Source organism: Streptomyces sp. NBC_00005 (assembly GCF_045160215.1).
Taxonomy (GTDB): Bacteria; Actinomycetota; Actinomycetes; order Streptomycetales; family Streptomycetaceae; genus Streptomyces.
Window position 1 is genome coordinate 5757035 of sequence record NZ_CP108316.1, and the last position, 14854, is coordinate 5771888.

The 14854-nt window shown below is 73.0% G+C and carries 8 protein-coding genes; 6 read left to right on the plus strand and 2 right to left on the minus strand.

The features are described 5' to 3' along the window. Positions 1 to 14: 14 nt before the first annotated feature. Positions 15 to 1439 carry an MFS transporter gene (locus OG303_RS26485; RefSeq protein ID WP_405871391.1) on the minus strand — a complete coding sequence of 475 codons (1425 nt, stop codon included), beginning with the start codon at positions 1437 to 1439 and terminating at the stop codon, positions 15 to 17. 683 nt (positions 1440 to 2122) lie between these two features. On the opposite strand from OG303_RS26485, the gene OG303_RS26490 reads away from it, so the two are divergent. Beyond that, positions 2123 to 4222 (plus strand): asparagine synthase-related protein, encoded by a 2100-nt coding sequence (locus tag OG303_RS26490; protein WP_405871392.1) that lies wholly within the window; start codon positions 2123 to 2125, stop codon positions 4220 to 4222. 440 nt (positions 4223 to 4662) lie between these two features. On the opposite strand, the gene OG303_RS26495 is transcribed toward OG303_RS26490, so the two are convergent. Then, positions 4663 to 8499 carry an amino acid adenylation domain-containing protein gene (locus OG303_RS26495; protein WP_405871394.1) on the minus strand — a complete coding sequence of 1279 codons (3837 nt, stop codon included), beginning with the start codon at positions 8497 to 8499 and terminating at the stop codon, positions 4663 to 4665. A 265-nt stretch (positions 8500 to 8764) separates the two neighbouring features. Between OG303_RS26495 and OG303_RS26500 the strand changes: the two genes are divergently transcribed. The 5 genes from OG303_RS26500 to OG303_RS26520 are packed head-to-tail and all read left to right on the plus strand — an operon-like array spanning position 8765 to position 14827. After that, positions 8765 to 9349, plus strand: coding sequence for an NADPH-dependent FMN reductase (locus OG303_RS26500; RefSeq protein ID WP_405871395.1), 585 nt, complete (start codon positions 8765 to 8767; stop codon positions 9347 to 9349). A 49-nt stretch (positions 9350 to 9398) separates the two neighbouring features. Next, positions 9399 to 10019 (plus strand): serine O-acetyltransferase EpsC, encoded by a 621-nt coding sequence (gene epsC / locus OG303_RS26505; RefSeq protein ID WP_405871397.1) that lies wholly within the window; start codon positions 9399 to 9401, stop codon positions 10017 to 10019. A gap of 47 nt (positions 10020 to 10066) precedes the next feature. Next, complete coding sequence (locus tag OG303_RS26510; protein ID WP_405871398.1) at positions 10067 to 11008, plus strand: PLP-dependent cysteine synthase family protein; 942 nt, start codon at positions 10067 to 10069, stop codon at positions 11006 to 11008. Beyond that, positions 11005 to 12294 carry an MFS transporter gene (locus OG303_RS26515; RefSeq protein WP_405871400.1) on the plus strand — a complete coding sequence of 430 codons (1290 nt, stop codon included), beginning with the start codon at positions 11005 to 11007 and terminating at the stop codon, positions 12292 to 12294. Before OG303_RS26510 ends, OG303_RS26515 begins: the two co-directional genes overlap by 4 nt. 37 nt (positions 12295 to 12331) lie before the next feature. Beyond that, on the plus strand, positions 12332 to 14827 hold the full coding sequence (locus tag OG303_RS26520) for an ATP-grasp domain-containing protein (protein WP_405871401.1): 2496 nt from the start codon (positions 12332 to 12334) through the stop codon (positions 14825 to 14827). Positions 14828 to 14854: the final 27 nt, after the last annotated feature.

A 14854-nucleotide genomic window follows, 5' to 3' on the forward strand; every position in this document is an offset into this window, starting at 1 on the left:
CCGTGTGCGGCCCTTTACGCCGGAGCCATCAGCAGGGGCCGAGCCCGCTCCCGCAACTCCACCACCCGCGGCTCGTCCCCGTACGGCTCCAACCGGTGCAGAAGATCCTTCACGTACTCCGTGGTGCGAGCCGAGGAGATGCGCCCGGCGACCTCCACCGCCCGGACCCCCTGCTCGCACGCCGCGTCGAGATTGCCCGACTCGAGCTCGGCGACCGCCGAGACGACGAGCCGCAGCCCGTGCGACCGCACGAACTCCTCCGTCGGCTTCGACAGCGCCTGCTCGGTGAACCGCCGCACCTGCCGCGGCGCCTTCAGATCGCGGTAGCACTCCGCCGCGTCCGCGGCGAAGCGGTCGTAGGAGTAGAAGCCGAGCCAGGACGGGTCCTGGTCGCCGTCCCGCGCCCGCTCCAGCCAGCCCTCGGCCGCCCGCAGTGCCGCACCGGCCGCCTGGGCGTCACCGGCGCGCGCGTGCGCGCGTGCCTCGACGAGACGGAAGAAGCTCATGGTGCGGGCGGTCGCCAGGCCCCGGTTGCGCTCCAGGGCGGCCTGCGCGAGGTCGACGCCCTCGTCGCCGAAGCCGCGATAGGTCGCCTGCAGGGACATGGACGCCAGGACGTACCCCCCGAGGGGGACGTCGGCGGCCGCGCGCGCGAGCCGCAGCGCCTGGATGTAGTACCGCTGCGCGGCCTCCTGCTGCCCGGTGTCGAAGGCCATCCACCCCGCGAGCCGGGTCAGCTCGGCGCTCGCACCGAACAGCGCGCGTCCGACCTCGTCCGAGTACGCGCCGAGCAGCAGAGGTGCCGCCTCCACCCTTAAGCACTCGGGCACCATCGACGAACGCCAGTCGCCGCCTCCGTACTTGGAGTCCCAGCGCCTGGCGTCCTCGGCGGCCTCCCGCAGCTTCTGCACATCGCTGTGGCCGACTTTGAGCGGTGCTCCCGAGCCCTCGGCGGAGTTCACCTCGCGGGCCACCGAGCTGTCGGCCGGTGTTATCAGCCACCGTGAGGCAGGCGTTGCGTACGCGCTTACTGCGAACGATCCGGCCAGCGACTGCCAGATGCCGCCGGAGCCGGCCCGGCGTCCGGCGAGGTCGAGACGGTAGAGCTCCGTCGCCGACCGCACCGCCTGTCCGACGTCCCTGGGGAAGGCGAGGCCCACTTCGGGTGCGGGATCCGCGTCCGCCAGGCCGATCTCGTGGAGCGGCACCGGGCGGCCGAGTTTCTGACCTATCGCGGCGGCGATGAGGTGCGGCGCGGCGCCCTGCGGCACCATGCCTTTCGACACCCAGCGCGCCACCGACGTCTTGTCGTAGCGAAGAGTCAACCCACGTTGAGCGCCAAGATCGTTGACGCGTCGCGCGAGTCCTGCGTTGCTGATTCCCGCGAGGGCGAGAACGGTGCCGAGTTTTTCGTTCGGCCCGCGTTGCTCCCTGGACATGCGCCACCCCTCGACACAGACGGCTGCCGCGCTGGCATAACCACGCGGCATTCGTAAACCCAGCGTAGTTCGCCGCATCCCAAGCGTTAAGAGGCATTGTTCCGGATGGCGGGATTGTGGTCCGTACTGAAGTGCGGGTCCGATACGCGCAGTTGCGCCGTGCTCCCGTTGTGTGGCCGTGCGCCCGTCCGTGCGCTCTTCTCCGGCCACCGGGGGAGCGCTTCCATGGATGCTGCGTGGGTCGGCCCGCTGTACTGGATCCAGTGGGCTGGGGGACACCGCCGCCTCCATCCCCGCGGGCGGCGGACGGGCCCGGGGGGCGAACTCCGTCTCCCGGGCTGCGCACGCCTGATGCGCTGCGCAGAGCCTGCACGGAGCGTGTGCACGCCTGTCCCCTCTTCGCCGATTTGGCCGAAAGTCGCCCCCGTACTCACCGGGCAATTACCGCTCTCACCATGGAACTTGAGGGCGCGAAGGGTGTTTTCGGGGAGCGTTTCGGGGGCGCATTCGCGTCGCAGACACCTTGTCGAGTACGGGTGTTCGCCTCCTCGGGCGGGTGAGCGCCCAAGCGCGTTCCGGGGATCGTAAGCGGCTCCACCGCCCCTCCGGCGTGCGTCCTTCATGGCAGCATGGGGAACCAGTTCGTGCGGTGCTCTGGTTGTCCACAGCCTGTGGAGGCGTCGATGCGGTGGTTGGTGGGGTGGAGCAGCACCGCCGCGGGGGCTCCGGAGATCGGTTCCGCGGGGGCCACCGGGCAGGACGGCGAGACCGTGCACCCGGTGGGTTCCCAACTCCTTTGGGGCGACCCCGATCCGCTGTGGGCGGTCGGCGACTGGCGCCCCGACGAGGTGCGGGTGGTGAAGGCCGACGCCCAGAACCGGATAGCGGTCCTGGGCACGTGCGGTGCCTCCGACGAGCAGCTGCGGGTCGGGCTGTTCGCCGCGCGCGGAGGGGCACTTCGGCATCTGACGGCGTGGCCGGGCAGCTACACGGCCATCGTCCAGGTCGGCCGCCGGGTCATGGTCTGCGGCGATCTCGCGGGCGCCCGACCGGTCTTCTACACCCCTTGGGCGGGCGGCACGGCCTACGCGACGGCGGCCCTCCCGCTCGCCGACCTCATCGAGGCCAACCTCGACTTCGGCCACCTCGCCGCGCTCCTCGCCGCCCCCGACGTACCGGCCGCGCTGCACGACTCCACGCCCTACGACGGCGTACGCCGTATTCCACCGGGGCACGCGCTGATCCTGCGCGCCGGGGCGCGGGAGATCGCCGGCTACGAGCCGGTCGCCTCCCTCGCGGTGGCGGCGCCCTCCGCCGACCCGGACAGCGCGGTCGACGCGGTGCGCGACGCGCTGGTGGAGGCGGTGCGCGCCCGGTTGTCGGCGCCGAGACATGTTCCGGGTGCGGACATCGACCCCGGACCGGTGCCGGGCATGGGACCGGCCGAACGGCGTGCCGCGCGCGGGATGCCGGTCGCGGGCATCGGGGCGGACCTCTCCGGCGGCCCGGCCTCGGGCACCCTGGCGCTGCTCGCCGCCGGGCTGCCCGGCATGCCGGGCACCGTCCTGGGCCACGGCACCGGCGCGGGCGAGCGCCTGCTGGCGGTCACCTTCAACGACCTGGCGGTCGGCGGCCGCGAGGCGGAACTGGAGCGGGCCGGAACCCTGGCCGCCAACCCCCGCCTCCATCACGTGGTGGTGACCGGCGGCGAAGAGGCCCTCCCGTACGCCGAGTTGGACGGCCCGCTCACGGACGAGCCGGGTCAGAGCCTGGTGACGGCGGCGCGGCACAGAGCCCGCCTCGCCTCCGGCAGCGCGGACCACTTCACCGGCTACGGCGCCCGTCAGGTCCTGGACGCGCACCCGGCCCGCCTGGCCGACCTCCTGATGGACCGCAAGCGCCGCCATCTCGTGCGCCCCGTGGCCGCGCTCGCCAAGGCGGACGGCTCGGTCATGGTCCCCGCGCGCGTGTACGGCGCGGCCCGCCGGCTCTCCCGCACCCCGTACCGCACGGGCCTGGAGGCCCTCGCCGACCGTCTGCTGCAACGCCGTTTCGACGAGCCCGGGGGCGCCGTCGGGGCGTCCCTGTCCGCCCTCACGTGGGCGAGACCGGGCCCGGCCGCGCGCTGGCTGACCGGCGAGGCCCTCGCAGAAGTATCGGTTCGCCTACAGGCGTCCACGCACCGCTCCGGGGTCGGCCCGGGCCAGCGTCCCGGCGACTACCGCGCGCGTGCGGCCCTGGCCCGCCATGCCGCGGACCTCCGCATCCTGGAACAGGCGGCCGAGGTCCGCTCGCAGCGCCTGCACGCCCCCTTCCTCGACAACCAGGTCGTCCGCGCCTGCCGCGCCCTCCCCGAGGCCCTGCGCGTCCAGCCGGGTGCCCGGGCCGCCATCCTGCGTACGGTCCTGGAGGGCGCCGGTGTGAGCGACCTCCCGCCCGGCTGGGGCGCCCCCTCCCACGCGTCGGCGGCGGTGGCGGCCCGCACCGGCCTGCGCGTGGCCGCCGACTCCCTGATGGCCCTGTTCGGCACGCCGCTGCTCGCCGAGGCGGGCCTGGTCGAGGCACGGGTGGTCCGCAAGGCCCTCCGCGCGGCGGCGGAGGGCGAGCCCCTGCCCCTGGACGGCCTGGCGGACCTGGTGTCCCTGGAGCTGTGGCTGCGGCGCCTGCTCGCTCGCCGCGGGACCTGTTGGACGGGGACCCCGGCCCGGCAGCGGGCGGTGCCGGCGGGGATCACGCCCAAGCGCGGGGCGTTGGCCTCCGGCGGTGGGGCGGGGGTTGGCTGACGTCGGTATGCGGCTTCGCCGCGGGAGCCGGGGGGTTGGCTGATGTCGGTATGCGGCTTCGCCGCGGGAGCCGGGGGGTTGGCTGATGTCGGTATGCGGCTTCGCCGCGGGAGCCGGGGGGTTGGCTGGTGTCGGTATGCGGCTTCGCCGCGGGAGCCGGGGGGTTGGCTGGTGTCGGTATGCGGCTTCGCCGCGGGAGCCGGGGGGTTGGCTGGTGTCGGGATGCGGCTTCGCCGCGGGAGCCGGGGGGTTGGCTGGTGTCGGTATGCGGCTTCGCCGCGGGAGCGTGGGTGTGTCGGTCGTCTGCCGCGCCGTCGTGGCTGGTCGCGCAGTTCCCCGCGCCCCTTTGGGGCATCGCGGTGACGAGTTCTGCCGCGCTGCGCCCCTTTGAGGCATCGCCGTGCGGGCCGCGGTGACGAGTTCCGTCACGCTGCGCCCCTTCAGGACATCGCCGTGCGGATCGCGGTCACGAGTTCTGTCACGCCGTGTTCCTTCAGGACCTCGTAGTGGTCGCCGGACAGGTTGACGACCGTGGGGGGTTTTGACGAGTAGCCGGTGTGGCTTTCCAGGAAGGAGTAGTCGTCGCCCTGTGCCTTGAAGACGGTGATGGGTGCGGCGACGGTGCGCTCGGTCAGTTCGCGGAAGGTGTAGTCGAACTCGTACGTGGTGGCGACGATGCGGGTGATGCGGCGGATCGTGTGCGCGTCGAGGGCCGGGAGCAGCTCGCCGACGTACGACACGAAGCTGTTCTCGTCGTGGGTCGCGGCCAGGCAGGCGTCGAGGGCCGGGCCGTGGACGGTGCCCGCGAAGACGGAGAACAGGATCGTCACGTACGCGGGGTTGGCGTAGGAGGCGTCGCGGCCCCAGGTGCGCCCGTCCCGCGGGCGGAGTTCGGGGTTGCCGGGGCAGATCAGCAGCAGGCGCTCGACCTTCTCGCCCGCCTGCTCCAGCTGCCAGGCCGCCTCGAAGGCGACGCGGGCGCCGAAGGAGTAGCCCCACAGGGTGTACGGGCCGCTCGGCCGGACGCGGCGGATCTCGCGCAGGTCGGCGCTCGCCATCTCGCGGATGGTGGCGTACGGGGTCTCGCCGGCGTTGATGCCGTGCGCCTGGATGCCGAAGAACGGGCGGTCCAGGGCGACTTCGCGGCCCAGCGCGCGCAGGTTCATCGGGTAGCCGCCGAGGCCCGGCCAGCAGAAGACGGGGGCGAAGCCGCCCTCGGGGGCGAGCGGGATCAGGCGGGACGCGGGGGCGGCGGCATCGCCGTCGATGCGGGCGGCCAGCTCGCGCAACGTCGGCGCCTCGAAGACGACCTGGAGGGGGAGCTTCGTGCCGTACTCCCGGTTGATCCGGTTGATGAGGGCGACGGAGATCAGTGAATTGCCGCCGCAGGCGAAGAAGTTGTCCTCGGCCGAGACACCCGCCGGGTCGGGATACTTCAGGGCCGCTCCCCAGGTCCTCGCCAGCCGGCGCTCGGTGGGCGTGGCCGGTGCGACGTACGGGCCGGTTGCCTGGGCCGAGGTGACCTCGGGGGCGGTCGCGAGGGCCTTGACGTCGATCTTGCCGTTGGCGGTCAGGGGGAGGGCGTCCACGACGAGGACGCGGCTGGGGACCATGAAGTCCGGCAGGACGTGGGCGAGTTCGTCGCGGATCATCTCGGCGGGGCCCTTGGTGTGCACGGCGTCCTCGCGCATGCCCTCGCTCGCGACCTGCTCGTCGCTGACCCGGCCGCCGAGGAAGAAGTACGACGCTCCGCTCGCGATGCCCGCGGCGTCGAGGATGTCGTCGAGGCGGCGGGCGGCCGGCAGCGGGTGGCCCGTCTTCGAGGAGTAGCCCGACGACATGAAGCCGAAGCCCGGGGTGCGCTGCAGGTGGTGCAGGCGGGTGCCGAGCGCGACGTACTCGAGCCAGGGTTCCTCGGCCCGGCTGACGGCGCTGATGCCGAAGCTCGCGCGGGCGTACACGCCCTGGTTGATGGCGATGACGTGGCGGGCCTCGACCAGCTCCTCGCCGAGGGGCTCCAGCCGGCCGTCGCGGTAGCGGTACTGGCCGCCGGGCAGGCCCTCGACCCGGCCGGGATGGGCCTGCACGTACAGCTCCGTGGGGTCGCGGCGCGGCCGGCCGTCGTCGGAGGTGATCGCGAACGTGCCGAGGTAGTGGTCCTCGTCGGCCACGTCGAGGGTGTCCTTGACGGACGGGAAGTGGCCCAGCGGTGCCACGGTCAGGCCGTGGGCGGGGAGGACCTCCTCCAGGACGCCCAGCATGTGCCCGGCCTCGAACTCCAGGACCTCCTGGATGTTGTTCTTGTAGACGGGTTCGATCGCCCGCCTCTTGCCGAGGAAGTGCACGACGAGCCCGCCGGCCGGGCAGTGGCCGGTGCTCTCGCCGACGCGCACCAGGGTGTGGTCGGCCGGGTGGTGGTAGTACACGCCGGGCGCCAGGTCCGCGACCCCGCCGGACTCGACGTAGAGCTGGGTGGCGTACAGGGCGCCGGGGGATGCGTAGGCGTACTTGGGGAGCAGGCGCTCCTCGCTGCGGAACGGGCCGAACCAGCGGAGGATCCGGCCCAGTCGGGGCAGCGTCAGGTCGCCGAGCGGGCGGGGGTCCGGGGCGGCCGGGCGCGGTGCGAGCAGGGCGAGGAGGTCGTCGTGGGTGACGGGGCCGCCCTCGTAGAAGCGGTAGGTCTTGCGGGCGAAGGTCTCGCGGCGCTGCTCGGGGGTCTCCTGGCGGCCCGGCAGGGCGATCACGGGGCGGCCCGTCAGTTCGGAGCTCTCGCGCAGGCCGGGGTTGGACAGCTGGGCCCTGACCTGCAGTTTGGAGGCCTTGGACTGGTGGTGTGCGCCCTGGGTGCCCTGGTCCATCACGGCGGCGGTCCTGGGGTTGAGCTCGACGCAGGCGACGAGGGCCTGGTGGCCGGTGCGGGCGTCGTCGGTGACGAGCGCGGCGGCGCGGCGCACCCAGGTGTGCTCCTCGATGCGGGACGCCACCTCCTCCAACTCGACGCGGTAGCCGCGGAGTTTGACCTGGTTGTCGGTGCGGCCGACGAACTGCAGTGTGCCGTCCGGGTTCCACAGGCACACGTCACCGGTGCGGTACAGGCGCTCCCCGGGCGAGAACGGCGAGTCCACGAAGCGCTCGGCGGTCTGCTCGGGGCGGCCGAGGTAGCCGCGGGCCAACTGTTCGCCGCCCAGGTACAGTTCGCCGCTCTCGTCGATGTCGACGGGGGCGAGGTTCTCGTCGAGGACGTACGCGTGGAGGCCGTCGACGGGGACGCCGATCGGGACGGTCGCGCTCGCGCCGCCGCCGATGTCCTCGGGGTCGACCTGGTGGGCGGTGGCGTTGATGGTGGTCTCGGTCGGGCCGTACAGGTTGACCAGGCGGACGCCGGGCATCTCCTGGAAGAAGTCGCGGGCGAGCCGGTGGGTGAGCGCCTCGCCGCCGGAGAAGACCCGCTCCAGCGAGGTGCAGGCCGCGAACTCCTCGGTGTCCAGGAGGGCTTGGAGCAGCGTCGGCACGCACTGCAGGGCGGTGACGCCGCCCGCCCGTACCGCCTCGAGGACGGCCTCGGGATCGCGGTGGATGCCGGGGGCGCCCATGACGACCCGGGCGCCGGTGGCGGGCGCGAGGATCTCCCACTGGGCGGCGTCGAAGCTCATCGGGGTCTTCTGCAACACCGTGACCTGCGGGCCCAGATGGCCGCAGTCGGCGAGCCAGCCGAGCTGGTTGACGACGGCACGGTTCTCGATCATCACGCCCTTGGGCCGGCCGGTGCTGCCCGAGGTGTAGATGACGTACGCCAGGTGGTCGGGGGCGGCGGCGCGGGCGGACTCCCCGGCGGCCGGCTCCTCGGGCACGTCCCGCAGGGTGACGACCGCGGTGTCGCGGGGCGCGAGGGCCGCGAGGCGGTCGCGCAGATGGGCCTGGGTCACGACGACGGAGGTCCCGGAGTCCTCGAGCATGTACCGCAGGCGGTCCTCCGGGTAGTCCGGGGACAGCGGCAGATAGGCGGCGCCGGCGGCGAGGACGCCCCAGGCGCCGACCATCAGGTCGAGGGACGGTTCGGTGAACAGGCCCACGCAGGTGTCGGGGCCGATGCCGAGCCCGGCGAGATGGGCTCCCAGGGCCCGGCTGCGGCGGTCGAGTTCGCGGTAGGAGAGCCGTTCCTCGCCCAGGCCGACCGCCGTCGCGTCGGGCCGCAGGGCGGCCTGGTGCGCCAGCAGGTCGGGCAGGCAGGCGCCCGTGAGCGGTATGCCGGATGTCAGTGCACTCGCAGTCGTCATGGGAACGCCCCCCGAAACGTGATGCTCGAACCGGTGTGGCTGCGGGGCCCGGACACACCCTCCCGATGAACCGCCCGGGCCCCGCTGAACAGCCGTTGACCAGGGTGCGGGCGGGGGCTACCGAAGAATTCCCGGTCCGGTACCGGCGGGTGCGGGACCGGAGCGGGACGGGATCGGGACCGGCGGGCGGCAGGCTCAAGGACAGCCGGAAGCCGACCGGGCGGATGTCCGCCGAACCCACGCAGTCCCCGAAGGGCAAGTCGCCGTGACCAAGATCGTCCTCATCTCCGGAAGCGTCCGCCGGGACTCGCTCAACGCATCCGTCCTCGCCACCGTGCGCCGCCTCCTGAACGAGCGGCCGGACGCGGGCGCGTACGAGGTCGAGACGCTGTCCGTGGGGCTGCTCCCGCACTTCGACTGGGACGTCGAGCAGGAGGACGGCTCGCTCGCCGTGCGGGCCGCCAAGAAGCTCGTGGGGGACGCGGACGCGCTGTTCATCAGCACGCCCTCGTACAACGGGGAGATGCCGGGCGTCCTCAAGAACGCACTCGACTGGCTCTCGCGCCCCGGCGGCAACAGCGCGCTGACCGGCCAGACCGTCGCCCTCGCCAGCGCCTCACCGGGCGCGCGGGGCGCCGTCGACGCGCAGGCCGCGCTCGCCGGGGTGCTGGAGCGGTGCGGGGCGCGGGTGGTGGCCCACGACCCCGTGGCCGTGCGCCGGGCGGGTCAACTGCGCACTGCAGAGGGCGACTTCACCGACCCCGAGGTCGTCGCGGCCCTGAGCGGGCTGATCGACGCGACGCTGACGGCACTGGCGGCGGTGCGGCAGCCGACGGGGGCCGGCGCCTGAGCGCCTGCCGCGTCCGCCGCCCACCGACCTGACAGACAAGGGACTCCACATGCCGGAACACACAGGCGGGCCGACAGGCATCCTGAGCACGCTGCGCGAGGACCTGCGGGTGGTCGTGGAGCGCGATCCGTCCATCCGCAACCGCCGCGAGGCACTGCTGCACCCGGCGCTGCCCGCCCTGTGGACGCACCGCGTCGCGCACCGGTTGCACCGCCGAGGGCACCGCATGACGGCACGGCTGCTGGCGTACGGCGCCCGCCGCGCCACCGGCGTGGAGATCCATCCCGGCGCCGAGCTCGGCCGGCGGGTGTTCATCGACCACGGGGCGGCCGTCGTGATCGGCGAGACCGCGCAGGTCGGCGACGACGTGACGATCTACCACCAGGTGACGCTCGGCGCGGTCGGCTGGTGGAGCGACGTGAAGCGGCCCGAGGGCGAGCGCCGGCACCCCCGGGTGGGCAACGGCGTCGTGCTCGGCACCAACGCCACCGTGCTCGGCCCCGTCACCATCGCCGACCACGCCGTCATCGGCGCCCAGGCCCTGGTGAACAAGGACGTGCCCGCCTACGCGAAGGTCCTCGCGCCGACCGCCGTCATCCGCACCAAGGGGCACCAACCCCGGCTGATGGAGGACCTGTTCGCGGTGACCGCATCGGCGGGGTCCTGGTGACGGCCCGCACCGTGAACCCACCGACCGCTTCGCACCGAGGACACCGCATGTCTCCAGCCATCGCCGACAGCATCGCCGACCTGGTCGGCTCCACCCCGCTCCTGCGGCTGCCCCTGGACGGCCCCGCCGCCGGCGCCCGGGTGCTCGCCAAGCTGGAGTCCGCCAACCCGCTGTCCAGCATCAAGGACCGGGCCGCCCTGTTCATGCTGCGGGCCGCCGAGGAGCGCGGCGACCTGCTCCCGGGCCACACCGTGGTCGAGTCGACGTCCGGCAACACCGGTATCGCGCTGGCCGCACTGGCCGTCGCGCGCGGCTACCGCTGTGTGATCGTGCTGCCCGACAACGCCACCCAGGAGCGCGTCCTGACGCTGCGCATGCTGGGCGCCGAGGTCGAGTTCACCGACCACACCCTCGGGTTCGCGGGCTGCGTGGAGCGCGCCGAGAAGCTGGCGGTCGAGATCCCCGGCTCCTGGTACGCGAGCCAGCACACCAACCCCGACAACGTACGGGCCCACTACACGACCACGGGCCCGGAGATCTGGGAGGCCTGCGAGGGCCGCGTCGACTTCCTGGTCTGCGCGGTCGGCACCGGCGGCACGCTCACCGGTACCGCGCGCTTCCTGCGCGAGCGCAACCCGGACCTCACCGTCGTCGCCGTCGAACCGGCCGGCTCCGCGCTGCTGTCCGGCGGAGAGCCCGGACCGCACCGCATCCCCGGCCTCAACGGCGGCTTCATCAGCCCCGTCACCGACGTCGACCTGATCGACGAGGTGATCGCGGTCTCCGACGAGGACGCGGCGGCCGCCACCCGCGCCATCGCGGCCGGCACCGGACTCCTCGTCGGCATCTCCTCGGGCGCCGCGGCCCACGGCTGCACGGAACTGGCCCGCCGCCACGACCTCACGGGCGCCACCGTCGTGACCGTCTTCCCCGACACCGGGGAGCGCTACCTCAGCTGGTGGCCCGCCGAGACGGAGGCCGCACGGTGAAGTTCACCGAACTCCACCCCAACCTGCGGCTGCGCATCGGGGTCGCCTTCGTCCAGCGGTTCTTCGACATCATGCTCGTACCGCTGATGGTGATCCACTTCGCGAAGCTCTACGGCGCCGCGACGGCGGGCCTCATGACGCTGGTCGTGGCGCTCGCGGCCATCACCTGCAACCTCGTCGGCGGGCACCTGTCCGACACGTACGGCCGCCGCCCGATCCTGCTCGGCGGCGAACTCGGCGCCTGCCTCGCCTACGGGGGCCTCGCCTTCGTGGCCTCACCGGCGGGCGGCGACAACGGCATCGTCCTGTACGGGCTGTACCTGCTCGCCGCCTGCTCGGCGGGCACCGCGCTGCCCGCGAACGACGCGATGCTCGTCGACGTCACCACACCGGAGTCCCGGACCGCCGTCTACACGATCAACTACTGGTCCACGAACATGGCGTTCATGCTGGGCTCGCTGGTCGGCGGCTTCTTCTACTACGGCTACTTCTTCCAGCTCCTGGCCGCCGCGGCCGTCTGTCTCGCCGCGGTGTTCGCGACGACCTTCCTCGGCATCAAGGAGACGGCGCCCGAGGACGGCGTGGACAACCCGCGCGGCGTGAAGTCCGCGCTCGTGGGCTACGTCTCCGTCGTACGCGACCGGGTCTTCCTGCGGCTGATCGTCGCCGCACTGCTGATCCGCTCCATCGAGGTGCAGATCTCGTCGTCGATCGCGGTGCGGCTCGGCAACCACTTCACCCCGCAGGACCTCATCGACATCGGCTCGTGGCACGTGCGCGTGACCGGCGTGAACATGCTCGGCATCATGCGGGCCGTCAACACCCTGCTGGTCGTGTGCTGCGCGCTGTGGGTCGGCAAGGTGCTCGGCAGGGTCGGGGAACGGCGGCGCCTGATGGGCGGCATCGTCGTGTTCACCGTCGGCTACATGGTGTGGGCGGTCAGCGGCGACGCCTGGACCCTGATCGTGGCGACGTTCGTGGTCACCGCGGGCGAGCTGATGAACGCCCCGGTCAAGCAGACCCTGCTCGCCAACGCGGTACCGGACGCGTCCCGCACCAAGTACATGGCCGCGTACGGCCTTCAGGTCCGCCTCGGACTGCTCGTCGGCTCCCTGTGCGTGACCGTCGGCGCGCTCGTGCCCAGCTGGGGGATGGCCTGCATCTACGCCGTCTTCGGCGCCGCCGCGATGGCCCTGTACCGGTCGCTGTTCCGCGCCCAGGACGCCCGGGCGGCCGAGGCCGAGGCCGCGGCCGCGGCCGGCCGGCCGGCGCCGGCCGCCTCCTGAGACGTATCCCGCACTTCTTCCTGAAAGGGACCGAGCAGTGACCGAGAACCACCGGATCCTCATGGTCCAGCCGTACCGCCAGCTGGTGGAGAAGGCCGTGGCGGCCGGCTTCGAGGTCGTCTCTATCTGGGACCCGGCGCTGCAGTCGGAGGCCTATCTGCGCGATGTGGCCCGCCACTCCAGCGCGTTGCTGTACGCCGACTTCGCCGACGAGGCCGCCCTGCGCGCCCTGGTCCGCGAGACGGCGCTCGCCCACGACGTGGCGCACGTGCTGCATCTGGGCAAGGAGTCCACGATGCTCGCGACGGCGCAGGAGGCCGACGCCCTCGGGCTCGCACCCAACCCGCCCGAGGCGGTGCGCCGCCTCAACGACAAGGCGGCGATGCGGGAGCTGCTCGCCGCGCACGGGCTGTCGCCGATGCGCAGCGCCGTGGCCGACACCGCCGGCCAAGTCGCCCCGCTGCTGGGCGATTTCGGGTATCCGGCGGTCGTCAAGCCGACCCGGCTGCAGGGCAGCGCGGGCGTGCGTCTGGTGCGCTCGCCCGACGAGCTGCGCGGCTGGCAGGAGGAGGTGCGGGCCTTCGGGTACGAAGGCCAGGTGGTCGTCGAGGAGTTCCTCGAAGGCCCCGAGTTCAGCGTCGAGACGCTCAGCGCCGACGGCCGGCACCAGGTCGTCGGCATCACCGCCAAGCAGGTCACGGACGGGCCCCTGTTCGTGGAGACCGGCCAGCTCTTCCCGGCCCCGCTGCCCGCCGAAACGGCCGACGCCATGGGCGAGTTGGTGACGGCGCTCCTCGACGCGGCAGGGCACCGCTTCGGCCCCGCCCACACCGAGATCATCCTCACCGCCGCCGGTCCGCGCATCGTCGAGTCGCAGGCCCGGCTGGGCGGCGACCGCATCCCGCACTTGATCCGCATCGCCACCGGTTTCGACATCGAGGCGGCGATCTTCGAGTCGCTCGCGGGCCGCCCCGTCGCACCGGGCGCGGCCGAGCGGTCCGCCGCCATCTCGTTCTTCCAGCTGGAACCCGGCCGTATCGCCCGGGTCGAAGGCCTCGATGCGATACGGGAGTTGGCGTACGCCCACGATCTGCGCTTCCCCTACGGCCCCGGTGACGAACTCCCCGTCACGGTGCACTCCGGAAGCCGGCACGGCTTCGTGATCGTCGAGGGCGCCGGGCCGCGGGAGGTCGAGGAGCGGGCCGGTGCGGCCGAGGCGCTGCTGCGGGTGACGTATGCGTCGGAGCTCCTCAACGCCGTCCGGGCCGAGCCCGCGCAGCCGATGGTGCCCGAGCGCACCCTGCTGGTGCTCGGGCATCTCACCGAGCCGCTGCGCATCGCCAAGTCGCTCGGTCTGAACGTGATCCTCATCCAGCACAAGGACAAGTTCGACCCGGAGCAGGCACGGCTCGCCGACGTCACCTTCGTCGCCGACTTCACGGACTGGGCCGTCGTCGAGCCGCTGGCCCGGGCCGCCCACCAGGTGTGGAACTTCGCCGCGGCCATCTCCCTCACCGAACCCGGCCTGGAGATCGCGGGCCGGGTCAACGACCTGTTCGGACTCGGCGGCACGAGCTACGAGACGGCCCGGCTGCTGCGCGACAAGCTGGCGATGCGCCGCCATCTGGCCGAGGCGGCACCGCAGTTCGCGATCGGCGCGGGGCCGCTGACCGACCGCGAGAGCCTCGCCGCGTTCGGGCGGGCGCACGGCTACCCGTTCGTCGTGAAGCCCGTCGACCTGACCGCCGGGTTCGGCATCTTCAAGGTGGCCGGACCCGAGGACGTCGACACGGTGTGGCAGCGCATCGAGGCGCTGCGGGTCGGCGGCGTCGACCGGGGCACCACGCTCTACCAGGTGGCCGGCTACCTGATGGAGGAGTACATCCCGGGGCCCGAGTTCAGCGTCGAGTCCTTCAGCTTCGCCGGCCGGCACGTCGTCGTCGCGATCACCGAGAAGCTCGTCGACGAGACGCACTTCGCGGAACTGGGCCATGCGATGCCCGCCCGGCTGGGGGCGGACGACGAACGGCGTGTCGAGGAGGCCGTCGCCGCGTTCCTCGACGCGGTGGGCCTCCAGGACGGCCCCGCCCACACCGAGTTGAGGCTCTCCCCGCGCGGCCCGCTCCTCATCGAGGGCCACAACCGCAACGGCGGCGGCCGCATCCAGACCCTGGTGCAGGCCGCCTACGACATCGACCTCGTGCGGTACGCCCTCGCCTGGCCGTTCCGCCTCGTCGACGCGCTGGAGGGGCGGCCCGAGGCACGCGCCGCGGGCTGCGTCCGCGGCCTGATCGGGCGGCCCGGCACGGTCGCCGAGGTGACGGGCGTCGAGGAGTTGCGCGCCCGCCCGGACGTACTCGCCGTGGACATCGCCGCGCGCAAGGGCTCCGTGGTGCGAGCCGCCCAGGACAACTGGGACCGCCTAGGCCTCCTGGCCGTCACCGCCCCGGACACCGACAAGGCGGTGCTCCTGTGCGAGGAACTGGCGGCTACCGGGCTGACGGTCCGGATGGAAGGCGAGGAGCGGTCATGACGCGACGCAGGGAAGCGGCCGTGCGGT

What these genes read in the sequence shown, in the direction of transcription:
- OG303_RS26485 (WP_405871391.1), bottom strand. Translation starts at nt 1,439, where the DNA reads ATGTCCAGGGAGCAACGCGGGCCGAACGAAAAACTCGGCACCGTTCTC.
- OG303_RS26490 (WP_405871392.1), top strand. Translation starts at nt 2,123, where the DNA reads ATGCGGTGGTTGGTGGGGTGGAGCAGCACCGCCGCGGGGGCTCCGGAG.
- OG303_RS26495 (WP_405871394.1), bottom strand. Translation starts at nt 8,499, where the DNA reads ATGACGACTGCGAGTGCACTGACATCCGGCATACCGCTCACGGGCGCC.
- epsC (WP_405871397.1), top strand. Translation starts at nt 9,399, where the DNA reads ATGCCGGAACACACAGGCGGGCCGACAGGCATCCTGAGCACGCTGCGC.
- OG303_RS26510 (WP_405871398.1), top strand. Translation starts at nt 10,067, where the DNA reads ATGTCTCCAGCCATCGCCGACAGCATCGCCGACCTGGTCGGCTCCACC.